The organism is Roseomonas chloroacetimidivorans (genome assembly GCF_049629625.1).
GTDB lineage: Bacteria > Pseudomonadota > Alphaproteobacteria > Acetobacterales > Acetobacteraceae > Roseomonas > Roseomonas chloroacetimidivorans.
Window position 1 is genome coordinate 222584 of the sequence record NZ_JBNBZS010000004.1, and the last position, 25301, is coordinate 247884.

27 protein-coding genes are annotated in these 25301 nt (G+C 68.0%); 16 read left to right on the forward strand and 11 right to left on the reverse strand.

The window, feature by feature from the left end; genetic code table 11:
* Positions 1-101 precede the first annotated feature (101 nt).
* Complete coding sequence (locus tag ACO1BU_RS04990; RefSeq protein WP_424134808.1) at positions 102-1094, forward strand: Bug family tripartite tricarboxylate transporter substrate binding protein; 993 nt, start codon at positions 102-104, stop codon at positions 1092-1094.
* A 76-nt stretch (positions 1095-1170) separates the two neighbouring features.
* Here the strand turns inward: ACO1BU_RS04990 and ACO1BU_RS04995 are convergent, their stop codons facing one another.
* Entirely contained in the window at positions 1171-2169 is a 999-nt protein-coding gene (locus ACO1BU_RS04995; RefSeq protein ID WP_424134809.1) for a LacI family DNA-binding transcriptional regulator, read from the reverse strand.
* Between the two features lie 106 nt (positions 2170-2275).
* On the opposite strand from ACO1BU_RS04995, the gene ACO1BU_RS05000 reads away from it, so the two are divergent.
* The 4 genes from ACO1BU_RS05000 (at position 2276) to ACO1BU_RS05015 (ending at position 7106) form a co-directional block, all read left to right on the forward strand.
* The gene (locus ACO1BU_RS05000; RefSeq protein ID WP_424134810.1) at positions 2276-3412 is read left to right on the forward strand and encodes a mandelate racemase/muconate lactonizing enzyme family protein; all 1137 of its coding nucleotides are present in this window, start codon (positions 2276-2278) and stop codon (positions 3410-3412) included.
* Between the two features lie 34 nt (positions 3413-3446).
* Positions 3447-4442: a Bug family tripartite tricarboxylate transporter substrate binding protein gene (locus ACO1BU_RS05005; protein ID WP_424134811.1), complete on the forward strand. Its 996-nt coding sequence runs from the start codon at positions 3447-3449 to the stop codon at positions 4440-4442.
* Positions 4443-4559: 117 nt separating this feature from the next.
* Positions 4560-5891 carry a solute carrier family 23 protein gene (locus ACO1BU_RS05010; RefSeq protein WP_424134812.1) on the forward strand — a complete coding sequence of 444 codons (1332 nt, stop codon included), beginning with the start codon at positions 4560-4562 and terminating at the stop codon, positions 5889-5891.
* A 57-nt stretch (positions 5892-5948) separates the two neighbouring features.
* The gene (locus ACO1BU_RS05015) at positions 5949-7106 is read left to right on the forward strand and encodes a hypothetical protein (protein WP_424134813.1); all 1158 of its coding nucleotides are present in this window, start codon (positions 5949-5951) and stop codon (positions 7104-7106) included.
* A gap of 22 nt (positions 7107-7128) precedes the next feature.
* Here ACO1BU_RS05015 and ACO1BU_RS05020 read toward each other — a convergent pair whose 3' ends face one another.
* The 5 genes from ACO1BU_RS05020 to ACO1BU_RS05040 all read right to left on the reverse strand — a co-directional run bounded on the left by ACO1BU_RS05020 (position 7129) and on the right by ACO1BU_RS05040 (position 10762).
* Positions 7129-7947 (reverse strand): exodeoxyribonuclease III, encoded by an 819-nt coding sequence (locus ACO1BU_RS05020; protein ID WP_424134814.1) that lies wholly within the window; start codon positions 7945-7947, stop codon positions 7129-7131.
* Entirely contained in the window at positions 7947-8084 is a 138-nt protein-coding gene (locus ACO1BU_RS05025) for a hypothetical protein (RefSeq protein ID WP_424134815.1), read from the reverse strand. The genes ACO1BU_RS05020 and ACO1BU_RS05025 overlap by 1 nt, the downstream gene beginning before the upstream one ends.
* Positions 8085-8095: 11 nt before the next feature.
* Positions 8096-8779 (reverse strand): fumarylacetoacetate hydrolase family protein, encoded by a 684-nt coding sequence (locus tag ACO1BU_RS05030; protein WP_424134816.1) that lies wholly within the window; start codon positions 8777-8779, stop codon positions 8096-8098.
* Positions 8780-9185: 406 nt separating this feature from the next.
* Positions 9186-9992, reverse strand: coding sequence for a gamma-glutamyl-gamma-aminobutyrate hydrolase family protein (locus ACO1BU_RS05035; protein WP_424134817.1), 807 nt, complete (start codon positions 9990-9992; stop codon positions 9186-9188).
* 122 nt (positions 9993-10114) lie between these two features.
* The gene (locus ACO1BU_RS05040; protein ID WP_424134818.1) at positions 10115-10762 is read right to left on the reverse strand and encodes a LolA family protein; all 648 of its coding nucleotides are present in this window, start codon (positions 10760-10762) and stop codon (positions 10115-10117) included.
* Between the two features lie 210 nt (positions 10763-10972).
* Here ACO1BU_RS05040 and ACO1BU_RS05045 point away from each other — a divergent pair, with 210 nt between their 5' ends.
* From ACO1BU_RS05045 to ACO1BU_RS05090, 10 genes are all read left to right on the forward strand, one after another.
* Entirely contained in the window at positions 10973-11512 is a 540-nt protein-coding gene (locus ACO1BU_RS05045) for a hypothetical protein (RefSeq protein ID WP_424134819.1), read from the forward strand.
* Between the two features lie 92 nt (positions 11513-11604).
* Positions 11605-11931 carry an ArsR/SmtB family transcription factor gene (locus ACO1BU_RS05050; RefSeq protein ID WP_424134820.1) on the forward strand — a complete coding sequence of 109 codons (327 nt, stop codon included), beginning with the start codon at positions 11605-11607 and terminating at the stop codon, positions 11929-11931.
* Positions 11932-12179: 248 nt separating this feature from the next.
* Positions 12180-13019 carry a cytochrome c oxidase subunit II gene (gene coxB / locus ACO1BU_RS05055; RefSeq protein ID WP_424134821.1) on the forward strand — a complete coding sequence of 280 codons (840 nt, stop codon included), beginning with the start codon at positions 12180-12182 and terminating at the stop codon, positions 13017-13019.
* 25 nt (positions 13020-13044) lie between these two features.
* Positions 13045-14643 (forward strand): cytochrome c oxidase subunit I, encoded by a 1599-nt coding sequence (gene ctaD, locus ACO1BU_RS05060; protein WP_424134822.1) that lies wholly within the window; start codon positions 13045-13047, stop codon positions 14641-14643.
* A 55-nt stretch (positions 14644-14698) separates the two neighbouring features.
* Positions 14699-15655, forward strand: coding sequence for a heme o synthase (locus ACO1BU_RS05065; protein WP_424134823.1), 957 nt, complete (start codon positions 14699-14701; stop codon positions 15653-15655).
* A gap of 14 nt (positions 15656-15669) precedes the next feature.
* Positions 15670-15804, forward strand: a complete 135-nt coding sequence (locus ACO1BU_RS05070; protein ID WP_424134824.1) for a hypothetical protein — start codon at positions 15670-15672, stop codon at positions 15802-15804.
* A 12-nt stretch (positions 15805-15816) separates the two neighbouring features.
* Positions 15817-16437 carry a cytochrome c oxidase assembly protein gene (locus tag ACO1BU_RS05075; RefSeq protein ID WP_424134825.1) on the forward strand — a complete coding sequence of 207 codons (621 nt, stop codon included), beginning with the start codon at positions 15817-15819 and terminating at the stop codon, positions 16435-16437.
* A gap of 149 nt (positions 16438-16586) precedes the next feature.
* Complete coding sequence (locus ACO1BU_RS05080; protein ID WP_424134826.1) at positions 16587-17456, forward strand: cytochrome c oxidase subunit 3; 870 nt, start codon at positions 16587-16589, stop codon at positions 17454-17456.
* A gap of 82 nt (positions 17457-17538) precedes the next feature.
* On the forward strand, positions 17539-18228 hold the full coding sequence (locus ACO1BU_RS05085; protein WP_424134827.1) for an SURF1 family protein: 690 nt from the start codon (positions 17539-17541) through the stop codon (positions 18226-18228).
* The gene (locus ACO1BU_RS05090; RefSeq protein WP_424134828.1) at positions 18225-19721 is read left to right on the forward strand and encodes a carboxypeptidase M32; all 1497 of its coding nucleotides are present in this window, start codon (positions 18225-18227) and stop codon (positions 19719-19721) included. Before ACO1BU_RS05085 ends, ACO1BU_RS05090 begins: the two co-directional genes overlap by 4 nt.
* Here the strand turns inward: ACO1BU_RS05090 and ACO1BU_RS05095 are convergent.
* A complete protein-coding gene (locus ACO1BU_RS05095; RefSeq protein ID WP_424134829.1) occupies positions 19684-20352 on the reverse strand; it encodes an aspartate/glutamate racemase family protein in 669 nt (222 codons plus the stop codon). The genes ACO1BU_RS05090 and ACO1BU_RS05095 overlap by 38 nt on opposite strands.
* A gap of 71 nt (positions 20353-20423) precedes the next feature.
* Positions 20424-21299, reverse strand: coding sequence for a class A beta-lactamase (gene bla, locus ACO1BU_RS05100; protein WP_424134830.1), 876 nt, complete (start codon positions 21297-21299; stop codon positions 20424-20426).
* A 101-nt stretch (positions 21300-21400) separates the two neighbouring features.
* On the opposite strand from bla, the gene ACO1BU_RS05105 reads away from it, so the two are divergent.
* A complete protein-coding gene (locus ACO1BU_RS05105; protein ID WP_424134831.1) occupies positions 21401-22279 on the forward strand; it encodes a LysR family transcriptional regulator in 879 nt (292 codons plus the stop codon).
* A gap of 10 nt (positions 22280-22289) precedes the next feature.
* Here ACO1BU_RS05105 and ACO1BU_RS05110 read toward each other — a convergent pair whose 3' ends face one another.
* From ACO1BU_RS05110 to lpxK, 3 genes are all read right to left on the reverse strand, one after another.
* Positions 22290-23177 carry a DUF2272 domain-containing protein gene (locus tag ACO1BU_RS05110; protein ID WP_424134832.1) on the reverse strand — a complete coding sequence of 296 codons (888 nt, stop codon included), beginning with the start codon at positions 23175-23177 and terminating at the stop codon, positions 22290-22292.
* Between the two features lie 60 nt (positions 23178-23237).
* Positions 23238-24194, reverse strand: coding sequence for an iron exporter MbfA (gene mbfA, locus ACO1BU_RS05115; protein WP_424134833.1), 957 nt, complete (start codon positions 24192-24194; stop codon positions 23238-23240).
* Positions 24195-24297: 103 nt separating this feature from the next.
* Positions 24298-25287 carry a tetraacyldisaccharide 4'-kinase gene (lpxK, locus tag ACO1BU_RS05120; RefSeq protein WP_424134834.1) on the reverse strand — a complete coding sequence of 330 codons (990 nt, stop codon included), beginning with the start codon at positions 25285-25287 and terminating at the stop codon, positions 24298-24300.
* Positions 25288-25301 lie beyond the last annotated feature (14 nt).

A 25301-nucleotide genomic window follows, 5' to 3' on the forward strand; every position in this document is an offset into this window, starting at 1 on the left:
TCGGCCCGGCTACACTCGGGATGCGGGCGCCAGCGGCGCTGGGCGGCGCCATGTCCAGGGAAAGGCCGCACGGAAGAGGCGGCACACAGGAGGAGGAACGCATGGAGCAGCCAAAGCTGTCCCGGCGCGGGATCGGTGCGCTCATGGCGGGGCTGGCAGTGCCGGGGCTGGCGCGGGGGCAGGCGGCATCCTCCTGGCCCGACCGGCCCGTGCGGCTGATCGTGCCCTTTGGCGCGGGCGGCGCGATCGACACGCTGTCCCGCACCGTGGCGCAGCGTTTTGCCGATTTCACGGGCGGCCAGACGCTGGTGGTGGAAAACCGCTCCGGCGCGGGCGGCACGGTCGCTGGCGCCTATGTCTCGCGCGAAAAGCCGGATGGCTACACGCTGATGATGGCTGATGTCGGTTCCAACGCCATCGGCAAGCTGCTGAACCCGAACCTTTCCTATGATCCGGTCACGTCTTTCACGCCCATCGTGCATCTGGTGAACCTGCCTGGGGTGGTGATCGCGCATCCCTCAGTGACGGTGAAGGACCTGCCGGACCTGATCGCGCAGGCAAAGGCGAAGCCGGGCAGCTTCACTTATTCCTCGGCCGGCACGGGAAATGGCAGCCATCTCTTCATGGCGCTGCTGCTGAAGCAGGCCGGGCTGGAGATGGTGCATGTGCCCTATCGCTCCGGTGCGGAGATGGTGACGGCGCTGGTGCGGGGTGACGCGCAGTTCGGCTTCCCCACGGTCTCCTCCGCGTTGCAGATGATCCGCGGCGGTCAGGCAAAGGCCATTGCCGTCAGCACGGCGGAGGAGACACCGGCCCTGCCAGGGGTGCCACCCGTGGCCAAGGTGCTGCCGGGCTTCGATCTGGCGGTCTGGCACGGGATCATGGCGCCGGCCGGAATGGATCCGGTCCTGACGGATCGCGTCAACGGTGTCTTCAACCGGATCGCCGCCTTGCCGGAGGTGAAGGAAGCCGTTTTCCGGTCGCAGGCCGGGCGCATGGTCGGCGGCAGCCCGAAGGATTTCGCGGACCATGTGACGCGCGAGGTCGCCCGGTGGAAGCCGCTGATCGAGGAAGGCGGGTTCCGCGTGGAGTAGCGGTCCGGCAGCCTGCGCGGCGCGGGCCGCGCGGGCTGCCCTCCTGCGCGATGCCGGTTCTGCCGGGTATTGTGCCCTAGGCCACGCGGCCGCTCGATCCGCGCAGCACGAGCTCGGCAGGCAGGCAGTGGAATTCCGGGGCGGCGGCATCCCCGGCGATCCGCCGCCGCAGCAGCGCGACGGCGCGGCGCACCATTTCATCGAAGGGCTGGCGCACCGTGGTCAGGCTGAAGGCGCGCCAGGCCGCCATCGGAATGTCGTCATAGCCGACCACCCAGGCATCATCCGGCACGCGCCGCCCTGCCTCGCGCAGCGCGTCCAGCCCACCGAGGCCGAGCAGGTCATTCGCGCAGAATACCGCATCGGGCGACACACCCTCCGCCAGGAGATGTGTCAGCGCGTCGAAAGCTTCCTCATAGGTGAAGCGCTCCACCCGGGCGGTCGGCAACGCGCCCATCCCGGCCGCCTCCATTGCGGCTAGGAAGCCGGCCTCGCGATCCCGGATCGTGCTGGGTTGCAGGGGGCCGCTGAGCAGGGCAGGGCGTTTTCGTCCGCCCTTCAGGAAGTAAGCGGCCACCAGCGCCCCGCCGGCGCGGTTGTCGCTGGCGATCTGGTCCGTTGGCCAGCCTTCCACGATGCGGTTGATCAGCACCACGGGCAGGCGCCCTGCCAGGGCCTCGCTGAGATGGGTGGAATCCGTGTTGGCCGAGGTGAAGATCATCCCGTCCACCATGCCCTGCCGGGCTGCGTCGAGCGCGAACTCGCCTTCGGTCTCGTCGGCGTTCCAGACCATCATGCGCAGACCGGCCGCGCGCAGTTCCCGCCCCAGGAGCTGCAGCAGTTCCGGATACATCGGGTTGTGCAGGCGTGCAGTGACGACGCCGATATTGCCGCTGCTGCCCGTGCGCATGGCGCGCGCGGCCGCGTTCGGGCGGTAACCGGTCTCGCGCATGGCGGCGAGCACGCGTTCCCGGATCTCCGGCCCGACGCTGGGGTGCCCGGCGACGACGCGGGACACGGTGGGCTGCGACACGCCCGCGCGGCGGGCGACCTCCCGGGCGGTGACCAAGGACAAGAGCTTCCCTCAAAGGGCCCCAATGGACCCGGTTCCGGTTGACCCATCCCAGAGAATACGTATTCTCGGGGCAAGACGACAACCTATCCCAGGAGGAAGCGGGCACGTGAAGATCACCGGCGTCGAGGCCTTTCCGGTCACTGTCCCCCTGCCGCCGGAGCGGCAGGTCACGCTTGGCATCGGGCGGCAGGTGAAGCGCGACACGGTGGTGGTGAAGGTCACCACCGATGAAGGCATTACTGGCTGGGGCGAAAGCCATCACGGGCGCGCCCATCTGGCCATCGCCACGTTGGTGAACACCACGTTGCGCGAGTTGGTGGTGGGCATGGAGGCCACGGATGCCGTCGGCATCTGGGCGAAAATCTACAAGCTCCAGCTCGGCAGCCACGGCATGGGCGCCGCCACCGCCATGGGCATGAGCGGCATCGACACAGCGCTGTGGGATATCCGCGGCAAGGCCACGGGCTGGCCGATTTACAAGCTGCTCGGCGGCGCCTCGCGCCCGCTGGTCGCCTATGCCGGCGGCATCGCGCTCGGCTATCAGGAGCCGGCGAAGCTGGTGGATGAAGTGGCGGGCTTTGTCGAGCAGGGCTTCCGCGCCGTGAAGCTGCGCGTGGGCGACACGCCCGCCCGCGACATCGCGCGGGTGGAAGCGGTGCGCGCCGCCTATCCCGATCTCGACATCCTGACCGATGCCAATACCGGCTACAGCCTGGCCGATGCGCGCCGCGTGCTGCCTGCCTTTGCCGCCGCCCGCATCGGCTGGCTTGAGGAACCCTTCCCTGCGCATGACCACCGTTCCTACCAGGAGGCGAAGCTGGTCGCGCCCACCGTGCCGCTGGCGGCCGGTGAGAACCACTACACACGCTTCGAATTCCACCGCCTGATCGAGGATGGCAGCATCACTATCCTGCAGCCGGATCTCTGCAAGGCCGGTGGCGTGACGGAGACGGTGCGGATCGCCGCCATGGCCTCCGCCTACAAGCTGCCGGTGCACTGCCATTCCACGGCGGGCCTGTGCATGGCCGCGACGCTGCATGTGATGAGCGCGATCGACAATCCCGGCTATTTCGAGGCCGACTGCGCTGTGGACAACCCGCTGCGCGACGAGCTGGTCAGGCCGCCCTACCGCATCATGCCCGACGGCACCGTGCGCCCGAATGAGGGGCCTGGCCTGGGTGTCGAGGTGAATGAGGAGCTGATCGCCCGTTATCCCGGGATTTCCGGTCCCGCCTACGTCTAGCGAAGAGCCCGCCAGGAAAAAGGAGGAAACAAGAATGACCATCATCCACCGCCGCGGGCTTCTCGCGGCGCCGGCCATCTTTGCGGCCGGCTCCGTGCTCGGCGTGCGCGGCGCCGCGGCGCAGGATTCCTACCCGAACCGGGAAGTGCAGCTGATCGTACCCTGGGCACCCGGCGGCGGCACCGACATCCTGGCGCGGCAGATGCAGCCGCTGCTGGCGAAAGAGGGCATCCGCACCGTCGTGGAGAATGCCCCTGGCGGTAGCAGCGTGGTGGGCATGCAGCGCGTCGCGAATGCGCGGCCGGATGGCTACACGCTCGGCCTCGGTTCCAGCAGCTTGCTCGCGCTGATGGCCGCTGGCACGATTTCGCTGCGCAACCAGCAATTCGACAATCTCGTGCGGGTCACCGAAGACCCGTTCATGCTTCTCGTCTCCACCAAGGCGCCCTGGCAGGATATCCAGTCCTACCTCTCCGCGATGAAGGAGAAGGATGGCGGCATGAGCATCGGCGCCTCGGGCACGCAGGGCACGGTGCCGCACCTGCTCTCTGTCAGCATGGCGAAGGCGGCCGGGGCGGAATATGTCTATGTCGGCTATCCCGGCGGATCGGCCGCGGTGACCGACGTGATGGGCGGGCATGTCGACTCCATCATCCTGAAGCCCAACGAGACGCTGCCGCAGATCCGCGATGGCGCACTGCGTCCGCTGGCCACCTTCACGACGAAGCGCATCCCGCAACTGCCTGAGGTGCCGACCTTTGCCGAGCGCGGGGTTGACGTCTTTCCGCACGGACCTCTGGTGCAGATGACCTATCTGGCTGGCCCGGCCGGGCTGCCCGCGCCGGTGCGCGAGAAGGTTTCCAAGGCCTTCGGCGCGGCGATACGCTCCGCCGAGTTCCAGAAATTTGCGGACGAGAACGGGTTTCTTGCCGATGGCCTTTCCGGCCCGCCGCTGACCCAGCTCATCGATCAGGTGCAGGGCGCGATCAAGGCCGTGGGCGGGCAGCTGGGCGCCACCCGTACACGGTAAGCCCTGCGGATTTTGCGGCTGCGAGGCTCGATCCCTCGGCGGCACGCGGGCAAGATATTCCGCAGTGCAACCTGGCGCCGGCCTGTGGCCGGCGCCGTTTGATCAAAGGGCGCGCCCATGTCCTTCTTCCCCCGATGGCCCCTCGCGCGGGGCACGGTGGTGCCACCCGATGAGCGCCTGCCCTGGGGCACCACCGGGTTGCTGGGCATTCAGCACCTGGTGGCCATGTCGGGCTCCACCATCCTTGGGCCGCTGCTGATGGGGTTCGACCCGAACCTCGCCATTCTCTTCTCCGGCATCGGTACGCTCATCTTCTTCGTGCTCGTGGGCGGGCGCGTGCCGAGTTATCTCGGCTCCTCCTTCTCCTTCATCGCGGTGGTGGTCGCGATCACCGGCTATGCGGGTTCCGGGCCCAACCCGAATATCGGCCCGGCGCTGGGCGGCATCATCGCCTGCGGTGCGCTCTATGCACTGATTGGCGTGCTGGTGATGTTCACCGGCTCCAACTGGGTGGAGCGGCTGATGCCGCCGGCCGTCACAGGTGCTGTAGGCGCCGCCATCGGCCTGAACCTGGCGCCTGTCGCGGTGAAGGGCATCGAGGGACCAGGCGCGCATGTGATTGTCGCTCTGGCGACGCTGATCGCGACCTCCTGCATCGCTGTCTACGCGCCACTGGCGATCCGCCGCATCTCCATCCTGGCCGGCATCGCCTGTGGCTATGTGCTCTACCTGATTGTGGGCAATGTGATGGGCCTGCTGCCGCCCATCTCCTTCGCTGAATTGGAAAGCGCGCCCTGGATCGGCATGCCAAACTTTCGTTCCCCGACCTTCGAGCCAGGCGCGATGCTGCTGATCGCTCCCGTCGCCTTCATCCTCGTCGCGGAGAATCTCGGGCACATCAAGGCGATCGGCGCCATGACCGGTCGCAACCTCGATCCCTATATCGGCCGCGGCTTCGTGGGCGACGGCATTGCCACCATGGTTTCCGGCTTTGGTGGCGGCACGGGCGTGACCACCTATGTCGAGAATATGGGCGTCATGGCCGTCACCCGCGTCTTCTCCACCCTGCTCTTCGTGGTGGCGGCGATCGCGGCCATCGCGCTCGGCTTCTCGCCTAAATTCGGCGCACTGCTGCGGACCATTCCCGGCCCGGTGCTGGGTGGGCTGGCCGTGGTGGTGTTTGGGCTGATCGCGGCCGCCATGATCCGGCTCTGGGTGGATAACCGGGTGGACTTCTCCGATCCGCGGAACCTGCTGACGGTCGGCGCCTCCCTGGTCCTCGGCTCCGGCAATTTCACCGTGACGATCGGCGGCTTCTCCATTGCCGGCATCGGCACGGCCACCATCGCGGCGATCGGGCTGTACCAGCTTCTCGGCATTGGGCGGCGCGATCCGGTGGGGGTGGTGCATGGCATCGGTGAGCGGGGAGGGGACCGGCCCCTGCATTGAGTTCTGGCCTGCGGAAGGCGCTCTCCTTTAGAACCTCTCCTACAAAGGGGTTCTGAAATGCGCTTCCTCCTGCCGATCGCGGCACTCGTCGCGCTCATTGCCTATCAGCGGCCGGACTGGGTGCAGAACCTGGGGGGCATGGGCGAGGCCGCCTCCCGGTTCGGGCAGCTCGGCACCATGCTTGGGGTGGCCCCCGACCATCGCAGCACCGCCGAACGGGCCCGGCCGCAGGAGCCGGACCGGGCCGCGGCGCTTAATGCCCTGGGCCGCGTGGCCGAGGCGCAGCAGGATGCCCAGCCCGCGGACCGCCAGGACCCCACGGCCCGCGACCGTGTTCAGGAATTGCTCCGGGCCGCGGCCGCCACCATGGCCGGAAGCGAGGCCATGGGGGAGCTGCGGAGCATGCAGGACGCCCGGGCGCGGGCGACGGAGCTGCGCGAGCGGGCGGCCGCTGCCCGGATCGCCGGCGGCAACACTGCGGAGCTGGAGGCGCAGGCCTCGCAGGCCGGGGCTGAGGCGGACCGATTAACGGCTAACTTCGTGAAGAAGCTGGACGGCCTTGGCGTCCAGATCTCGCGCGAGGCGGCGGAGAACCTGGCCGTCTCCGTGAATGGCGATGATGTGGTGGCCCTGCTGGCCGCCTATTCCAATGTCGAGAAGCTGGAAGGCGAGCTGCGCGCCGCCGTCACTCAGTCCCAGGAGAATGAGGGCGTTCTTCGCCGCTACTACAGCATCCACGCGACGCTGCTCTCTGTGCTGGAGACAGTGCAGGGCGAGATGGTTTCGCGCATCGACAACATCTACCTGCCCCGGCTGGAGGCGATCGACCGCGAGACGCGCGACCTGCGGCAGGACGCCCAGAACCGGCTCCGTACGCTGCGCGATGCGGGGCTGCGTGCTTCGCTCGAAGCCAATCTCCGTACCCAGGAGATGACGACGAAGGCGACCGGCCTGTATCGCCGCTATCTGCAGGACCAGCGCGGCAACCTCGCCCAGGCGCTGGACCGGACCCGCGCGGCGCGGGGCGTTGCGGACAACACGGCGCGCACCGCGAACCTGGCCTTCGATGTTGCGGCGATGATGCGTAACACCGACCGCGATTTCGGTGCCGTCATGGCGATCCGCCCACCGGTGATCGTGCCCTTCGAGGGCGACGCATTGCGGCGCGAGTTCGAGGGGCTGTCGCGACGGCTGGGAGAGCAACCGGCGAGCTGAGCGCGCCGGCGGCAAGGCTCCCCTAAGGCGCGATCTCCATCAGCACCGGGACATGGTCGCTGGTCTGCGTCCAGTCCCGGGCATCCTTCAGCACGACATGCCGGCGCAGGGCACCCGCAAGGTCCTGGCTGACCCAGATATGGTCCAGTCGCCGCCCGCGATCTGACGCCCGCCAGTCCTTCGCGCGATAGGACCACCAAGTGTAGAGCTTCTGGTCCTCTGGCACGAAGTGGCGCAGCGCGTCGTACCAGTCGCCGGCCTGCTGCCAGCGTGTCATCGCTTCCACTTCAATCGGCGTGTGGGACACGACGCCGATCATCTGCTTATGGCTCCAGACATCATGCTCCATAGGCGCGATGTTCAGGTCGCCGACCAGCACGGAACGCTTCGCCGGACCACGCTCGGCGGTCCAGGCCGTCACCTCGGCCACGAAGTCCAGCTTATGGGCGAATTTCGGGTTCACCTCCCGATCCGGCACGTCGCCGCCGGCGGGGACGTAGAAATTGTGCAGCGCCAGCGGCCCACCTGGCAGGTCCACGCTGACACCCAGGTGGCGGCAATCGCCCTTGCCACACCAGTCACGCCCATCCGCCATGCGCTCGATCGGGAGGCGGGAGAGGACGGCGACGCCGTTATAGCCCTTCATCCCCTGGATGATGCGGTGCGTGTAGCCCAACGCCTCAGCGGCCTCATGCGGGAAATGCTCGTCCGGCGTCTTTGTCTCCTGCAGGCAGATGACATCCGGATCGAGCTCATCCACCAGATGGCGCAGCAGCGGGGCGCGCAGGCGGACGGAATTGATGTTCCAGGTCGCGATACGGACCGGACTCGCTTCAGGCATCAGGGATTCTCGTACTCGAAGACATGGCGCGGCACCTGGGCGCCGCCAGCCGATCCGCCCCGGTGCCAGACACCATGAGCGCAAGGATCGGCCATGATGCGAACCCAGCGCTTCCCGGGGAAGCGGGGTTCGCTCACGGCAGAGTCTCTCAGACGATCCGCACGGTCACCGTGCCGACGCCCTCGACCATGCCTTCCAGAAGGTCTCCCTTCTGCACGGCGGCGACGTTCTCCGGCGTGCCCGTCATGATCAGATCGCCAGGGGCGAGCTGCACGAGGCGAGAGAGGTTCGCGATCACCTCAGGCACCGACCAGATCATCTTGGAAAGATCGGAGGTCTGGCGGACCTGGCCGTTCACCCTCAGCTCGATCTTGCCCTTGCCGGGGTCGATCGCGCCGGCCGGCACCAGTTCGCCCATAGGGGCGGAGTTGTCGAAGGCCTTGCCCATGTCCCACGGGCGGCCCGTCTTCTTCGCCGCGTTCTGCAGATCACGGCGCGTCATGTCGAGGCCGGCGCAGTAGCCCCATACATGGTTCAGCGCGTCCGCCTCCTTGATGTCGCTGCCGCCGACGCCAATCGCGACGACCAGCTCCATCTCGTGGTGCAGCTCCTTGGTTTCCGTGGGGTAGGGCATGTCGGCGCCGTTGACGACCACGGCGTCAGCCGGCTTCGTGAAGTAGAAGGGCGGTTCACGGTCCGGGTCGCTGCCCATTTCCCGGGCATGCTCGGCATAGTTGCGGCCAACGCAGAAGATGCGGCGCACGGGAAAGAGGCCGCCGCCGCGCACGGGCAGGGCAGCGGTAGGCGGCGGGGCAATCACGTAATCGGCCATGGAACGATTCCATCGAATTCCGGAGGCCTGAGGATATACGGCGGTCCAGAGGGGGCGGATAGCGGCCGCCGTGCAACGGCGTGACATTGGATGCGCAACCGGATCGGAATTCGCGCAACCCACCCTGGCTCGGCCGGTTACCTGGAACAGGCACCCAAAATAAGAAGCGCCCGGTGAGGGGGGTCACCGGGCGCCGGTACTGATTCCGATCGGATTTAGTCTTTGGTCGGGTGAGCCGGCAGGGGATACCGGACACCGCCGGATTATGGTCTCCGGCAACCGAAGATTACCCATATCCACAGGCGGAATGCAAAGCCGATCTATCCGGTCGGCCACATCACATGGGCGTGACAGACCAATCGCGGCCCTCCAGGGTCGCGCATCGCGCCTTCAGAGTTTGGCCGCTCTATTCCGCGGCGACGGGCAGCCGGACAGCCTCCTGTGATGCGCGGCGCGCGGCGAACTCGGCTGCGGCCTTTCCAAACCGATCAAAGATGCGGCGGGAAAGGGGGTCCCGCTCCCAGTCATACTCGGGATGCCACTGCACGCCGACAGCGAAGCCCGGGGCACCCTCGATGCTGGCGGCCTCGATCGTGCCATCCGGCGCCCAGGCTTCGGGCCGTAGCCGGGGCGCTGGGCGCCTCACGCCCTGGTTGTGCAGGGAATTCACGGGAATTTCTGCGGGATCGTAGTCCAGCCCCGCCCAGAGTCGGGCCAGTCCGCTGCCGGGTGCCACCCGGACAGGATGGGCCTTGCCCGTCCGTACCAGAGCGATGGGCTGGTCAGAGGGGGTGGAATGATCCATCCGTCCCTCGAGATCCTGGATGCGCTGGTCGAGCGAACCACCCAGGGCGACGTTCAACTCCTGGAAGCCGCGGCAAATCGCCAGGAGCGGCACCCCGGCCTCGATGGCGGCCCGGATCAGCGGCAGGGTGGTGGAGTCGCGGTCTCGATCTTCTGGCGTGCCTTCCGCATGGGTCGGGCCGTCATAATAGACTGGGCAGACATTGGACCGACTGCCCGTGAGCAACAGCCCGTCCAGGCGGGAGAGGAGTTCGCGGGAGACCTCCTCACCTGCGGCGGGCAGCAGCACAGGCATTCCCCCGACCGGGCCGAGGACGACCCGCACATAGTGGTCTGAGGCTGCGTGGTTCGGCATCCCGGAGGGGCCGAAGGGCTTTACGCAGCAGGAGATACCGATCAGGGGCCGCATGTCCGAAATGTTGCAACTGCACCGTGGCACGTTCAAGGCAGAAGATGCACGGATTCGGCAGGGCTGCGCTTCGCGGGCTGCGTGTTGCCGTGCTGCCGCAGTTTTTTAGTCCTTCCCGAGGGTTATTGGCCGTTCTGCATCAAAGATGGCAAGAAGCGCGGGTCGTTGAAGTCAAAATCCGACCGGTCCAGCCTTACCCCGGTCTCAATGGCCGAGAGGGTGACGCGCGTGGTGCGGCCCTGGCCGTCCATCACCAGCCACTGGCGTAGCTCCAGCGGGTTATCGGCGAAAACGAGGGTCAGGCGGCCCTCGGTCGGGTTCGACGTGCGGAAGAGCGTGAGGCGCAGCAGGCCCTGTTCGCGCTGTACCCCGGTCACCGTCACGTCGCCGGAGAGGTTGATCCGGTCCCGCAGCAGGATGCCCAGCGGGGTGGAGCCGACCGGTACGATCGAAGGCTGCCGCAGCTCCTTGTCGTAATGCATGAACTGGCCGGCATTCGCGATCAGCATTAGCGGCTCGGGCGGGTCATAGTCGAAGCGCATCCGGCCGGGGCGCCAGATCAGGGCGGTGCCCTGGGCCGTGGCGCCGTTCTGCGCGATCTGGATGAAGCGGGCGCGCATCGTGGTCAGGCCGTTCAGATACGCCTCGACCCGCTGCACATCCTGCAGGTCCCGCGCGGAAGGAGCCGCTGGGGCCTGGGCAAGGGCGGGGACGGTCCCAAGCGGCAGGAGGGAAAGAGTAGAGAGAAGCTGGCGTCGGCGCATGGCCATGAAATGGCGCCTCGGAGGACCGGGGTGAAGGGTCTGGTCCGAAACATTGGCTCGTTAACCTGATGGCAAGCGGTGGCGCGGTTCCCTCAGGGCATGGAGACGCTGCTCGCTGCCGCTTTTGCTGCCCAGCTTCAGAACCCTGTGCCCAGGGCGTCCGGGTCAGCGCCGTGGATGCTGGACGCGCCGGTCCGCCCGGTGGCGGTCGTGTCCATGTCTGTGCCGCTGGGCCAGGCACGGGCTATCCGGCCCTTCCTGGCCGGATTGGCGCGGTCACGCGGGGCTGGTGATGTCCCTGTCGCGTCCGGTGCCTTTGCCGTCCTCCTCCTGAGCGGCGAGCCGGATGCCATTGCGGCCGCCGAGCCAATGATGCCGAACTACCCTTTCCCCCTGCGGATCGAGACCGGGTCGGGCGATGCCGCCTTCACGATTCGGTGCGCGGCGGCCTGGGCCACAGCGCTGGGTGCGGAAGGGATTCCAGTGCTGCTCGCCGAGGCGGGGCGACCGGTCGCGCCCCGATGGGCGCATGAGGCGCTGGTCGCCCTGCAGGACGGCGCGGATCTCGTGATGCGGCGCACCGGCCTCCTGGAAAGGCTCCTGGCTGGGCCGGTCCCACCATTCGCCCTGTCCAGCCGGGCGCAGCACGCTGTGGAAGCCTGGGCCGAGAGGGCCGGGCGTGGCGCGGTCTGGGCCGGGCGGGATTCGCCTTGGCGCCGGCCAGCAGCGGCCGGGCTGCGCGCTGTCCCGGTCTGACCGGCCTCCCCTCCGGGATGTGCTGACATACTGGCCTGGACAGATCAGCCCGGCCCCCCGAGACTCGGGCGGAACAGGTACGAGGTGGGGCAGTGAGGGGCAGGATCGGCGACGACCAGGTGGTGGAGCTCGCCGAGATGTTCCGGCTGATGAGCGATCCCACGCGACTGAGCATCATCCTGGCCTGCCTGGATGCCCCGGCCTCGGTTGGAGAGATGGCGGAGCGCATCGGAATCTCGGGCAGTCTCGTCTCGCATCACTTGCGCCTGCTGCGCGCGGCCCGGCTGCTCCAGGCGGAGCGACGGGGACGGCAGGTCTTCTACGCCGTCATGGACGAGCATATCCGGTCCATGCTGACCGATATGGTGGACCATGTGGCGGAGGGCGAGGCCGAAGGGGAAGCGGTGCCGCCGGGCTGAGCGGGCGGTTGTTCCACTTTCGTTGCGGTGCGCAATCTTGTGCCGGAAGCCGCCGCGTGATTAGTGTCCGGCTGCGTTCCGTCCCGCGCTTTCGCGGGGTGGGGTGCGCCCGGTGCGTGAGGCGCCAGGCGGGTTTGGAGCGGCACGCAGCCACCCGGCGTGCCGGACGGCAGCGGGATCAGGACGGCGGAATGCGGCGGATTCTCTCGACAGCCTTGGCTTTGATGTTGATGGCTGGGAGCGGCGCGATGGCGCAGTCCCCACCGCCGGGACCTAATGGCGAGGCGATTGGCGCGCCCGTCCCTTGGGGAATGGATCTGCAGGATCCGTTCGGGCCGGTGAAGGAGGCGATTCACGACTTCAACAGTCTCGTCCTCTGGATCATCATCGCCATTACTGCCTTCGTGGCCATCCTGCTGGCCTGGGTGATCTGGCGCTATAATGCCGCCCGGAACCCGGTTCCGTCCCGCACCAGCCATCACACCATGCTCGAGATCGCCTGGACTGTGCTGCCGGTGCTGATCCTGCTCGTGATCGCCATCCCCTCCTTCCGCCTCATCTATTATGAGGACCGGGCGCGCGATGCCGACCTGACGATCAATGTGCAGGGGCGCCAGTGGTACTGGCACTACGGCTACCCGGATAACGGCAACTTCGAGTTCGACAGCTATCCGATCCAGGAGAGCGACCTGAAGCCGGGCCAGCTGCGCAATCTCGCGGTGGACAATCCCCTGGTCGTTCCCGTGGGCGCCACCATCCGCGTGATGACCACCGGGCACGACGTGATCCATTCCTTCTTCGTGCCGAGCCTGGGTGTGCAGAAGTACACCATCCCCGGCCGCACCATGGAGACCTGGTTCCGCGCCGACCGGGAAGGGACCTTCTACGGCCAGTGCAACCAGATCTGCGGTCAGAACCACTGGTTCATGCCGATTGCCGTCCGCGCCGTGCCGAAGGCCGAGTTCGATGCCTGGGTTGCCCAGGCCCGCACCCGCTTTGCTGAGGGCCAGGGCCCCGGCTGGCCCGAGCGTGACCGGACCACGGCGGTCGCATCCGTTACCGAACCCTCCGCGGAGGTCCGCCGGTAAGGCGGCCTGACAGGGAAGAGCATCCATGGCGCACACCGCGCACGACACCGCCCACGGGCATGATGATCACGGCCACGCGCCAGGTTTCCTGGCGCGCTGGTTCTTCTCGACCAACCACAAGGATATCGGCAGCCTCTACATCCTCTTCGCGATCGTCGCGGCCTTCGTTGGCATCGGCCTGTCGATGGTGATGCGGCTGGAACTCGCCCATCCCGGGATGCAGTATTTCGCGGACGGCCAGATGTGGAACGTGGCCGTCACCGCCCATGGCGTGCTGATGGTGTTCTACGTGGTCATGCCCGCGCTGATCGGTGGCTTCGGCAACTGGTTCGTGCCGATCATGATCGGGGCGCCGGACATGGCCTTCCCGCGCCTGAACAACATCTCCTTCTGGCTGCTGGTGCCGGCGCTAATGCTGACGGTGGCCAGCCTCTTCGTGGGTGGTGCCGGCACGGGCTGGACCCTGTACCCGCCGCTGTCCGACAGCCAGTACCAGGGCGGCCCGGGCCTCGACATGGCCCTGTTCGGCCTGCACCTGGCCGGCGCCTCCTCGATCCTGGGCGCGGCCAACTTCATCACCACCATCTTCAACATGCGCGCCCCGGGCATGACGCTGCACAAGATGCCGCTCTTCGTCTGGGCGATGCTGGTCACCGCCTTCCTGCTGCTGCTGTCCGTGCCCGTGCTGGGCGGCGCGATCACCATGCTGATCACGGACCGCAATTTCGGCACGGCCTTCTTCAAGCCTGAGGGCGGCGGCGACCCGGTGCTGTTCCAGCACCTGTTCTGGTTCTTCGGCCACCCCGAAGTCTACATCATGATCCTGCCGGCCTTCGGGATCATCTCCCACGTCCTGTCCACCTTCAGCCGCAAGCCGATCTTCGGTTACCTGGGCATGGCCTACGCCATGGTCGCCATCGGCGTGGTGGGCTTTGTGGTCTGGGCACACCACATGTTCACCTCGGGCATCTCGGTGGACACGCGGGCCTACTTCATGGCGGCGACGATGATCATCGCGGTGCCGACGGGCATCAAGATCTTCTCCTGGATCGCAACGATGTGGGGCGGTTCGCTCCAGTTTAAGACGCCGATGCTTTTCGCCATCGGCTTCGTCTTCCTGTTCACGGTTGGCGGTGTCACCGGCGTGAAGCTGGCCAATGCCGGCGTGGACGTGATCCTGCACAACACCTATTACGTTATCGCCCACTTCCACTATGTTCTGTCCCTGGGCGCTGTGTTCGGGATCTATGCCGGTTTCTACTACTGGATCGGCAAGATGAGCGGGTATCAGTACCCTGAGTTCTGGGGGAAGTTGCATTTCTGGCTCACCTTCGTGGGTGTGAACCTGACCTTCTTCCCCATGCATTTCCTGGGTGCGCAGGGCATGCCGCGGCGCTACCCGGACTATCCCGACGCTTTCGCGGGCTGGAACTTGGTGGCCTCGGTCGGGGCCTATATCTCCGGTATCTCCTTCCTCGTCTTCATCTACGTGGTTGCCCTGACCTTCATCCGGAAGGAAAAGGCTGCCGCAAACCCCTGGGGCGAGGGCGCGACGACGCTGGAGTGGCAGGTTTCCTCTCCGCCGCCCTTCCACACCTTTGATGAGCTGCCGCGGATCCGCTGATCCCGACACCTTCTTCGTTGCGGTTCGCCGCCCCGGAGAGTTATGGAGCGTCACCATGAGTGACCTGATCGAGAGGGGGGCTCCGGCCCCCCTCGCCATTTCCGCGGACTGGTCGGAACTGCGCGACTGGATCGCGCTCCTGAAACCCCGGGTGATGACGCTGGTCGTCTTCACCGGGCTGATTGGCATGCTGGTGGCGCCGGGGCATATCCACCCGACGCTCGGCGCGGTTGCCATTCTCTGCATTGCCATCGGCGCTGGCGCCGCGGGCTGCATCAACATGTGGTACGACCGCGACATCGACGCGGTGATGCGCCGCACCGCCCGCCGCCCCATCCCCGCCGGCCGGATCGCGCCCGAGGCGGCGCTGGCCTATGGCGTGGTGCTGGCGGTCGTCTCGGTCGTGCTGATGGGGCTGGCCACCAATGCGGTGGCCGCGGCCTGGCTGGCCGGATCGATCCTCTTCTACGTCTTCATCTACACCATGTGGCTGAAGCGCCGGACGCCGCAGAACATCGTGATTGGTGGTGCCGCCGGGGCCTTCCCCCCGGTGATCGGCTGGGCGGCCGTGACGGGCGGCGTGGACCTCCTACCCCTGATCCTTTTCGCGATCGTCTTCACCTGGACTCCCCCGCATTTCTGGTCGCTGAGCCTCTGGGCGCATGACGACTACCAGCGGGCGGGCGTGCCCATGCTCCCCGTGGTCTCCGGCGCGCGGGAGACCCGGCGGCAGATCATGCTCTACACCCTGGTGCTGGCGCCTCTCGGGCTGCTGCCGGTGCTGCTGGGGCAGGCGGGCTGGGTCTATGGCGCCGTGGCGGTCGTGCTGGGCGGTGGCTTCCTCCTCCATGCTTGGCGCGTGCTGAGGGAGCGGCAGGACGCGACTGGCGTTAGCCTGGCCGGCGATGCCGCTGCGCGGGCTGCCTTCCGCTTTTCCCTGCTGCATCTGGCCGGCCTCTTTGCCGCCCTGGCACTGGACTACTGGCTGCGCATGGCGGGGATTCTGGGATGATGGAGCCTGCCCCCATGACCAAGGAGGAGGAACTTGCCTTCCTCCGCCGGCGCCGCGGCCGCAACATCGGCATCATGCTCGTGCTGATCGTGCTGGTGGTGATCTTCTACTTCGTCACCATGGCGAAGATGGCCGTTTCGGTAAGCTGAGAGGGCGAATCGATGGATCGCAAGGGCGAGCTCGCCCGCCGGAACCGCCGGGTTGCCCTCGCGGCCTTTGCGACAGTGGGCGGAATGGTTGGCCTCTCCTTCGCCGCCGTGCCGCTCTACGCGGTGTTCTGCCAGGTCACCGGCTATAACGGCACGGTTCAGACCGGTGGCCCTGCCGCCCCGGGCGCGGTCGAGCGGGAGGTGACGGTGCGCTTTGCCGCCAATACCCATCCGTCCCTGCCCTGGAAGTTCGAGGCGATGCAGGGCGCCATGCCCGTGCATCTCGGTCAGTCCGGCCTTGCCTTCTACCGCGCCGCGAATGAGGTGGACCGCCCGGTGGAGGGCGTGGCTACCTACAACGTGACCCCCGAAGTGGTGGGCAAGTATTTCCACAAGACAGCCTGCTTCTGCTTCGACGCGCAGACCCTGCAGCCCGGCCAGTCCGTGGAGATGCCTGTCACCTTCTGGATCGATCCAGCCATGGCGCAGGATCCCAGCACCCGCGACATTCGCACCATCACCCTGAACTACACCTTCTTCCGCACCCTGGCCGATGCCGAGCGCAGCGGCGCCCTGGCCAGCGCTGGGCCCCATGTCGGGCGGTCTGCCGGGGCACCGACAGTCACGCGATAGCGATCAGGGAAGATTTCGCCCGGACAAAGCTTCGGCGGGCCGAACCCTTGATCCGCAGGGCCGTTTGCGGGATTGATGCTTCGGGATTCCCGGGGGTTCCGGCCCCGACACTCCGAACGGGGCATTGCCCCGCCTGACCAGGACGCGCGATGGCTTCCCTCGATACCACCACGGCCGATATCTCGCTCGACCCGACCGAGCCGCCGCCTCCGAACAAGCACCCCTACCATCTGGTGGATCCGTCCCCCTGGCCGCTGACCTCGGCCTTCTCGGCGGGGTGCCTGCTGCTCGGGATCGTGATGTTCGCCCATTACAACATCCACTGGGTGTTGGGGCTGGGTCTCGTCGGCGTGCTCGCCTCCATGTACTTCTGGTGGCGCGACGTTGTGCGCGAATCCAAGGTGCCGGGCCTGCACACCCCGATTGTGCGGATCGGCCTGCGCTACGGCATGGCGCTGTTCATCGCCTCCGAGGTGATGTTCTTCGTCGCCTTCTTCTGGGCCTATTTCCACTTCGCGCTCTATCCCGAGCATGTGGCGGGTGCGACGGAGCATGTCTGGCCGCCCAAGGGCATCCACACCTTTGACCCCTTCGGCCTGCCCTTCCTGAACACGATGATCTTGCTGCTTTCGGGCTGCACGGTGACCTGGGCGCATCACGCTCTGATCCAGGGCGACCGCAAGAGCATGCTCCAGGGCCTCGCCATCACGGTCTGCCTTGGCCTGTTCTTCACCTTCCTGCAGGCGGTGGAATATGCCGAGGCGCCCTTCGCCTTCGTGAATGGCGGGATCTATCCCTCCACCTTCTTCCTCGCGACCGGTTTCCACGGCTTCCACGTGATCGTCGGCACCATCTTCCTGCTGGTCTGCCTGATCCGTGCCGCCCGCGGCGACTTCACCCCGCGCCGGCATTTCGGCTTCGAGGCGGCCGCCTGGTACTGGCATTTCGTGGACGTGGTGTGGCTCTTCCTTTTCGTCTGCATCTATCTCTGGGGGGCGGGCGAGATCGCCCAGCACTGATCCCCTCCGGGCGTCGCTTCCGAACCCCGTCCGGTCCGCCGGGCGGGGTTCGTCGTTTCAGGTCTCTCGGGAAGGCTCCCGCATGACGCCACCTTCGCGGCGAATCCTTCCGGCCGTACTGGCCGCCATTCCCGTTCTTGCGATTCTGCTGGCGCTGGGCACCTGGCAGGTCCGGCGGCTGCACTGGAAGACGGATCTGCTGAACCAGATCGCGGCAGCGGAAGCGGGACCTCCGGTTCCGTTGACCGCTGCGCCGCAGCCCTACACCAAGGTTCAGGCCACTGGCCGCTTCCGCTACGAGCTGGAGGCAACCCTCGGCGCCGAAGTGCGCGGCACCTCCCTTGGCACCCGGCTGATCACGCCGTTGGAGGTCGAAGGAAAGCCGACCGTCCTGGTCGATCGCGGCTGGGTGCCCGCCGAACGACGGAACGCGATGATCGAACGGCCCGATGGACCGGTGAGGGTCACGGGCTATGTTTCTCCGCCGCAGGAGCGGGACTTCTTCGCCGCCACAGACGACACCGCTGGGCGCCGCTTCTACACCGCGGACCCGCGCGCCATCGGTGCCGCCTTGGGCCTGAACAATGTCCTGCCCGACCTGTTGGTCGCCCTTGCACCGGAAGGCCGGGCTGCAAACGCCCTGCCGCAGCCGGCCCTGACCCTGCCGCGGCCGCGCAATTCGCATCTGGGCTATGCCATCACCTGGTACGGGCTGGCGGCTTCCCTTGTCGGCGTCCTGATCGCCTGGATCCTTCGAAAGGACGAATCGTGAGCCACACCGTTTCGGCGGCCTATGCCCGCCTGAAGGAACGCTTCGCTCGCATTGCGACCATCGGCGAATGCGCGGCGATGCTGAGCTGGGATGCCTCCGCCATGATGCCGCCTGGCGGTGCCGCGGCGAGGGGGGAGCAGCTGGCCGTGCTGGCGGGGGTGTCGCACGGAATGCTCGTGGCGCCCGAGGTGGGGGAGGATCTGGCCGCCGCCACCGCTGCGGGGCCGTGGGACGAGGCCAATCTCGCCCTGATGCGCCGCGCGCATATCCGCGCGACAGCCCTGCCGGCCGATCTGGTCGAGGCCACCGCCCGCGCCAATTCCGCTTGCGAGAAGGTCTGGCGGGAGGCCCGCGCCAAATCCGACTTCGCCACCGTGCGCCCCTGGCTGGAGGATGTGGTGCGGTTCCAGCGCGAGACCGCCGCCGCGCTTTCCGCCGCGACCGGGCTTTCGCCCTATGACGCCCTGATGGACGGCTTCCAGCAGGGAATCGGGGCCGCCGATGTGGAGCCGATTTTCGCAGCCTATGAGGCCTTCCTACGGGATGCCTTGCCTCAGGCCGAAGCGATCCAGGCCAAACGCCCGGCGCCCATTCTGCCCAGCGGCCCGTTCCCGGTAGAGGTACAGCGCGCCCTGGGCCGCCGCCTGTCGGAGCGCGTCGGCCTTGATTACGAGCACGCGCGGCTGGACGAGAGCCTGCACCCGTTCTGCGGCGGCACGCCCACGGATGTGCGGCTCACAACCCGCTACACCCCCGATTCCTTCGAGCAGGCGATGCTCGGCATCCTGCACGAGACGGGCCACGCCCTTTACGAGCGCGGCCTGCCCGAGACCTATGCCCGCCAGCCCGTGGGCGAGGCCGCCGGAATGGCCGTGCACGAGTCCCAAAGCCTGATTATTGAAATGCAGGCCAGCCGCTCCGACGCCTTCCTCTCCTGGCTCGGCCCCGAGCTTCAGGCGGCCTTCGGCGGCGATCCCGCAGCCTATACCCCGGCGAACCTCGCCCGGCTCTGGCGGCGCGTGGAGCGCGGCTTCATCCGCACGGAGGCGGATGAGCTGACCTATCCCGCCCATGTCATCCTGCGCTTCCGGCTGGAGCGCGCCTTGATCGCCGGCGACCTCAAGGTCGCCGAACTGCCGGGCGCCTGGGCGGAGGGGATGCAGGCCCTGCTCGGCATCACCCCGCCGGACGACGCGCGGGGCTGCCTGCAGGATATCCACTGGCACGATGGCGCCTTCGGCTACTTCCCTTCCTACACGCTCGGCGCCATGGCGGCCGCGCAGCTCATGGCCGCGGCGCGGGCCGCACTACCGGGGCTGGAGGATTCGCTGCGCGAGGGTGATTTCAGGCCGCTCGTGGGATGGCTGCGCGTCTCGGTCCACGGCCAGGGCTCGCGGCTGGGATTCCAGGACCTGATGACGGCGGCCACGGGCCGGCCGCTCGATCCCTCGGCCTTCATGGAGCATCTGCGCGGGCGCTACCTGACGCCGTAGCCGCTACGGCCGCCCGCAAACCCGCCGCGGGGCTGGAGAGGGGCGGAGGATCGGTCCGGGCCAGCGGCGCGGCACCGGCCATGGAGGCCTGGGCCAGCGCGACACGCGTCGCGCCCTGCTGGCACGCCGCCTCGGCAGCCCGGGCGATGATCGTGAGATAGCGCTCGGTCTGGCCGGCCCGGAAGGCGTCCCAGGCACCGGGGACGAGGCGCAGGGTGACCGTGGCACCGGTCCGGCGCGCCGCGTCTTCGAAGACCAGGCGCGTCGGTACGATGGTCGTCTCCACCGCGCAGAGGACGACAACGCGTCCGCCCTCGCGCACGGCCTCCGCGGCCAGGGCGGCATCGGCGCGGAGCACGGGGCAGGGTGCCGCCGCCATGGCTGCGACGGCCGGGCCGAGGGTAGAGCAGGTCAGCAGGACCGCATTCGATCCGTCGCACAGGGCCCGTAACGCGTCCTGCGTCCAGGCAGTGATCTCCGGCGTGAGCCCATGGGCCCGCTCAGCTTCCGCGAGCAGATCGGGCCGGACGGCGTGGCGCAGCGTCACCTCCGCCAGGCCGAGATCCCGCAGCGCCGCGTCGAAGACGGCGACGTTGCTCTGGGCGGTATGGAGGCAGGCGATGTGCGGCATGGGGCAGCTTTCATGGGACAGCCCGATAAAGGCAAGGTCCGCATCGGACGGCGCCGCCCTCTGCCCTCGACTCAGATTGTCGCCGCGAGCCGCCCGACTTCCGCCAGAACCGCATCCCGCGTGTCAGCCGAGGCGCGGGACTCCGCGTAATAGGCGGCGACGATGACCGGTGCGCGCCCGGGCGGCCAGAGAATGGCGACGTCATTCGTCGCGTTGCGCTCGCCGGTTCCCGTCTTGTCTCCCACACGCCAACCCTTCGGCACGCCGGCCCGCAGGCGCCGATCCCCCGTCTTGCAGCCGATGAGCCAGGCCGAAAGCTGCTCGCGGGAGGCGGGCGACAACGCGGTTCCGAGGACGAGCTTCTGCAGCAGGCCGACCATCGCGGACGGGGTGGTGGTATCGCGTGGATCGCCTGGAAGGGCTTCGTTCAGCGCGGTCTCGCGGCGGTCGAGCCGCGTGATGCCGTCCCCGAGCGAACGCAAATAGGCTGTCAGTCCCGCCGGTCCGCCGAAGCTGTCCAGCATCAGGTTGCCCGCGGTGTTGTCGCTGAGCGTCACCGCCGCCTCGCAGATCGCGCCGACCGTCATGCCGTCGCCGGCATGCTTCCCGGTGACCGGAGAGTAGGTGACAAGGTCCTCCTGCCCATAGGTGACCCGACGGGAGAGGCTCTCCTCCCCACGGTCCACCCGCGCCAGCACGCAGGCGGCGGCGAGGACCTTGAAGGTGCTGCACAGGGCGAAGCGCTCCTCCAGGCGATGGCCCGCCTGCTCTCCGCTGCCCGTGTCCAGCACGGCCACGCCCAGCCGCCCCCCATGCTCGGCCTCAAGCCGGGCCAGGGCAGCCGGCAACCCCGCCGCGCCCTCTGCAGCGCGGGCGCGTGCCGGGGCGAGCCCGCCAAAGCCCAGCGCGACAGCCGCGCCGCCAATGCATTTCCGCCTGGTGATCATGTGTCGTCCCCCTTGTGACGGGGCGGACAGTGCTCATCGGGGATGGCGCCGACAAACGATCATCCTTCGCGAGAGCCCCTAGAAAAACTAATCCTTCGGGGATGACGCTCTCGAATCTCCCGCTCAATGCCCTGCGTGCCTTCGAGGCGGCCGCTCGCCATCTGAGCTTCACCCGGGCCGGGCTGGAGCTGAGCGTCACCCAGGCGGCGGTCAGCCATCAGGTGAAGAGCCTGGAGGAGATCCTGGGCGTGCCGCTTTTCCGGCGCCTGCCGCGCGGGCTGGCCCTCACCGAGGAGGGCGAGGCCCTGCTGCCGGTTCTGACCGACGCCTTCCGCCGTATCGCTGGCACACTGGACCGGTTCGAGGGCGGGCGGCTGCGGGAGGTGCTGACGCTCGGCGCCGTCGGCACCTTCGTCACGGGCTGGCTGCTGTCCCGTCTGCCGGAGTTTCACCTGGCACACCCCTTCGTGGACCTGCGGCTGCTGACGAACAACAACCGCGTCGACCTGGCGGGGGAGGGGCTGGATTACGCGATCCGCTTCGGTGACGGCGCCTGGCACGGCACGGAGGCGATGCGGCTTTTCGAGGCTCCGCTCTCGCCACTTTGCGCGCCGGCCCTGGCCCAGCGGCTGCGTGAGCCCGCCGACCTCATGCGGGAGACCTTGCTGCGCTCCTACCGCGCCGATGAATGGCCGCGCTGGTTCGCTGCGGCCGGCCTGCCCAGCCCGGCCATCCGAGGTTTCGTTTTCGACTCCTCTCTGACCATGGCGGAGGCTGCGGTCCAAGGCGCAGGCATCGCCTTGCTGCCGGCGCGCATGTTCGAGCACGACCTGCGCCAGGAGCGGCTGGTGCGGCCCTTCGCCGTCGGGGTCGCGCTCGGCGCCTACTGGCTCACCCGCCTGAAGTCACGCCCGGAAACCTCGGCGATGCTCGCCTTCCGGCAATGGCTCCTGGCGCAATCCGAAGTGATGGCGGCCTGACCACGGACGGCTACCGCCGGTTCTCGAACACCACGAAGAAGGGCGGGCGCTCCGGCGGGGGCGGCAGCACATGGCCCTGGGCGTCGGTCGGGACGCGCCGGCGCAGCACCACGTCCAGCACATTGCCGCCGATCAGGTCCACCGACCCGCGTCCCGCGCGGACCACGATGTCGCAATGCATGGGGCGGAAGCGGCCCGGCTCGGCCAGGCGGGACTGCCAGTCCGGCAGGGGATCAGTGGAGCGATCCGCGCAGACCAGGTCGCCCGGGCGGGGGGCGTAGTCCATCAGCCCATGCGGGAGGAAGGCGGCGCTCTCCGGATTGAGCATCGCATTCTCCAGCAGCCGGTCCAGGTAGAGCGCGTGGCTGGCCGAGGGATCAAAATCGGTGCGCGGGATGCCGGCGGCATTCATGGCGTAGCTGATGAAGGCCGCCGACCAGGCCGGGTGGTTGTAGGTGGAGATGGCGACATTCGCCGGCTCCACCTGGAAAGGCAGGCCGGATACGGGGTCCAGCGAGGCAGTCGAGACCTCGGGCACCATGATGGTGTCGCGGAAATGGAGATGCGCCGCGATGACATCCGGTCCCTCGGGCGTGGCGGACCAGTAGCTCATCAGCTTGTCGAACAGCGCGGGCGTGGCGTCGGGCGTGCGCTCCAGCGCCACGGGCCAGCCTTCCACGGCGATGCGGCCCCAGTCCTGCCATTCCCGCTCGGCAACCGCGACCAGCTGCGTCGCGCCGGGGCCGGCCGCGCTGCGCGGCGCGGCAACAGAGGCCTTGGTCGTTTCGGGTGATGATTCGGGAGTGGCGCAAGCAGCCAGCAGCAGAAGGGGAGCAAGAAAGAAGAAGCGGCGCATGGGCTGGTATCGCGACGCAACATAGCCGGGTTTCGGTCGCATCCGAAAAAGGCACGCCGCTGTATCGAACGGGCGGCTGGCCCCGTCTGCCGGGCCCGCGCCTCAGCCGCTGCCGATGAAGATGCCTGCCAGCAGCACCAGCAGTCCCCCCAGCACGATCTGCACCAGGGCCGCGCCGAAGCGTGTTTCCATGAAGCGCCAGCGAATCCAGGCGATGACGATGAGTTCGATCACCACGACGACGGCGGCTACGGCCGTTGCGGTCCAGAAATCGGGAATCAGATAGGGCAGGGCATGGCCCAGCCCGCCGAGCGCCGTGGCCAGCCCGCAGGCCAGGCCGCGGATCAGCGGCCGCCCGCGCCCGGTGATGGCGCCGTCATCCGACATCGCCTCGGTCAGCCCCATGGAGATGCCGGCGCCAACCGAGGCCGCGAGGCCGACCAGGAAGGTCTCGTGCGGGGAATGCGTTGCGAAGGCCGCCGCGAAAATGGGCGCGAGGGTCGAGACGGAGCCGTCGATCAGCCCGGCCAGGGCCGGCTGCACGACCTGCAGCACAAACAGGCGGCGCGATGTCTCGTCCTCGGCCGCGCGAGCGGATTCAGTCAGATGCGTCCGCTCCAGCCGTTCGGCCACCGCCTCGTGCTTGCGCTCGATCAGGGCCAGGTCGCCCAGCAGGCGGCGGACCTCCGTGTCGCGCGCGCGGTCGGCGGCGCGGGCGTAGAATTCGCCGGCCTCCACCTCCATCACCGCGGCCTGGCGCCGCACTTCGTCGATCCGCAGCTCCTCGGCCAGCCAGACCGGATTCCGGCGCAGGAAGCCGGGCACGTCCTGGCGGGTGATCAGGGGCAGTTCCCGCCCGAATTTCCGCTCATAGAGAGCGAGAAGCTGGTTCCGGTGCCCGGCCTCCTCGGCCGACATACCGTCGAACACCGCTGCCGTGGCCGGGAAATCGTGCCGCAGCCGCATGGCGAAACTGGCATAGATGCGCGAATCCTCCTCCTCATTGGCGATGGCCAGGGCGAGGGTTTCGGCCTCCGACAGCTCCTCGAATCGCTTCATGCGCCTTCGTAACGCGGCGATGCAGGTGAGAGAAGGTTAATTAAATCAACTGTTTGGCGCGATCTGGACGCATTCTCGCTCGCAATCCGTGCCCCTTTCCGCCTCAGGCAGGCACGGGCACCCGTGCCACCAGCGGGTCCAGCATCGCCTCAACCTGCGCCGGCTCGTCCCAGGCCAGAGTCACCGTTACCACCGTCACGCGGGCGCGGAAGGCGGGCGGGATGCGGACGAAGTCCTTCTTCGTCGTCACGGGAATGGCGCGCAGCCGGTCGGCCTCCGCCATCAGCTCGCGCATATCGCCGGCGTCATAGGGGTAGTGGTCGGCATAGGAGGCGCGGCCGGCGATGATCGCACCGGCTTCCGACAGGGTGGCGAAGAACTTGCGGGGGTTGCCGATGCCGCAGAAGGCGAAGACCGCCTGGCCCGAAAGCTGTGCTGCTTCGGGCCCCGGCACTGTCCGGCAGCGGAGCACCGGCAGGCCCGGTGGCAACTGCGCAAGGGCACCGCATTCGTCATTCCCCATCAGCACGGCGGCCTGGGAGCGGGCGGCTGCCGTGGCCACCGGCTCGCGCAGTGGCCCGGCGGGAATCACCCTTGCATTGCCGAAGCCATAGGAGCCGTCGATGGTGAGGAAGGAGAGGTCCTTCTCCAGGGTCGGGTTTTGCAGCCCGTCATCCATGACCAGGGCCTGAGCCCCAGCTTCGATGGCCGCGCGGGCGCCCGCGGCCCGGTCCGCAGCCACCCAGGTCGGGCGCTCCGCGGCCAGCAGCAGCGCTTCGTCGCCCACCATCTCGCTGCCATGCTTGCCGGGCTCGACGCGGACAGGGCCGCGCAGCTTGCCGCCATAGCCACGGGTCAGGAAATGCACGGCCACGCCGCGGTTCGCCAGGCGGCGGCCCAGATCGAGGGCCAGGCTCGTCTTGCCTGCACCGCCCGCGGTCGCATTGCCGCAGCAGATCACCGGCACAGGAGCGCGCCAGCCTGGCTTCGCCACGCGACGCGCGGTGGCCGAGGCATAGAGGGCGGCGATGGGGGAGAGCAGGATGGGCGCGATTCCGCTGCCATCCCCGGTCCAGAAATCGGGGGCACGCATGGTGCCGTCTGGCG

Bases quoted from the DNA above. Each gene is read 5' to 3' on its own strand.
- ACO1BU_RS05035 (WP_424134817.1), bottom strand. From the start codon at position 9,992: ATGCGGCCCCTGATCGGTATCTCCTGCTGCGTAAAGCCCTTCGGCCCC.
- ACO1BU_RS05040 (WP_424134818.1), bottom strand. From the start codon at position 10,762: ATGGCCATGCGCCGACGCCAGCTTCTCTCTACTCTTTCCCTCCTGCCG.
- ACO1BU_RS05085 (WP_424134827.1), top strand. From the start codon at position 17,539: ATGACGCCACCTTCGCGGCGAATCCTTCCGGCCGTACTGGCCGCCATT.
- mbfA (WP_424134833.1), bottom strand. From the start codon at position 24,194: ATGAAGCGATTCGAGGAGCTGTCGGAGGCCGAAACCCTCGCCCTGGCC.
- bla (WP_424134830.1), bottom strand. From the start codon at position 21,299: ATGATCACCAGGCGGAAATGCATTGGCGGCGCGGCTGTCGCGCTGGGC.
- ACO1BU_RS05075 (WP_424134825.1), top strand. From the start codon at position 15,817: ATGGATCGCAAGGGCGAGCTCGCCCGCCGGAACCGCCGGGTTGCCCTC.
- ctaD (WP_424134822.1), top strand. From the start codon at position 13,045: ATGGCGCACACCGCGCACGACACCGCCCACGGGCATGATGATCACGGC.
- ACO1BU_RS05095 (WP_424134829.1), bottom strand. From the start codon at position 20,352: ATGCCGCACATCGCCTGCCTCCATACCGCCCAGAGCAACGTCGCCGTC.
- ACO1BU_RS05030 (WP_424134816.1), bottom strand. From the start codon at position 8,779: ATGGCCGATTACGTGATTGCCCCGCCGCCTACCGCTGCCCTGCCCGTG.
- ACO1BU_RS05080 (WP_424134826.1), top strand. From the start codon at position 16,587: ATGGCTTCCCTCGATACCACCACGGCCGATATCTCGCTCGACCCGACC.
- ACO1BU_RS05010 (WP_424134812.1), top strand. From the start codon at position 4,560: ATGTCCTTCTTCCCCCGATGGCCCCTCGCGCGGGGCACGGTGGTGCCA.
- ACO1BU_RS05065 (WP_424134823.1), top strand. From the start codon at position 14,699: ATGAGTGACCTGATCGAGAGGGGGGCTCCGGCCCCCCTCGCCATTTCC.
- ACO1BU_RS05110 (WP_424134832.1), bottom strand. From the start codon at position 23,177: ATGCGACCGAAACCCGGCTATGTTGCGTCGCGATACCAGCCCATGCGC.
- ACO1BU_RS05020 (WP_424134814.1), bottom strand. From the start codon at position 7,947: ATGCCTGAAGCGAGTCCGGTCCGTATCGCGACCTGGAACATCAATTCC.
- lpxK (WP_424134834.1), bottom strand. From the start codon at position 25,287: ATGCGTGCCCCCGATTTCTGGACCGGGGATGGCAGCGGAATCGCGCCC.
- ACO1BU_RS04990 (WP_424134808.1), top strand. From the start codon at position 102: ATGGAGCAGCCAAAGCTGTCCCGGCGCGGGATCGGTGCGCTCATGGCG.
- ACO1BU_RS05105 (WP_424134831.1), top strand. From the start codon at position 21,401: ATGACGCTCTCGAATCTCCCGCTCAATGCCCTGCGTGCCTTCGAGGCG.
- coxB (WP_424134821.1), top strand. From the start codon at position 12,180: ATGGCGCAGTCCCCACCGCCGGGACCTAATGGCGAGGCGATTGGCGCG.
- ACO1BU_RS05005 (WP_424134811.1), top strand. From the start codon at position 3,447: ATGACCATCATCCACCGCCGCGGGCTTCTCGCGGCGCCGGCCATCTTT.
- ACO1BU_RS05015 (WP_424134813.1), top strand. From the start codon at position 5,949: ATGCGCTTCCTCCTGCCGATCGCGGCACTCGTCGCGCTCATTGCCTAT.
- ACO1BU_RS05045 (WP_424134819.1), top strand. From the start codon at position 10,973: ATGTCTGTGCCGCTGGGCCAGGCACGGGCTATCCGGCCCTTCCTGGCC.
- ACO1BU_RS05070 (WP_424134824.1), top strand. From the start codon at position 15,670: ATGACCAAGGAGGAGGAACTTGCCTTCCTCCGCCGGCGCCGCGGCCGC.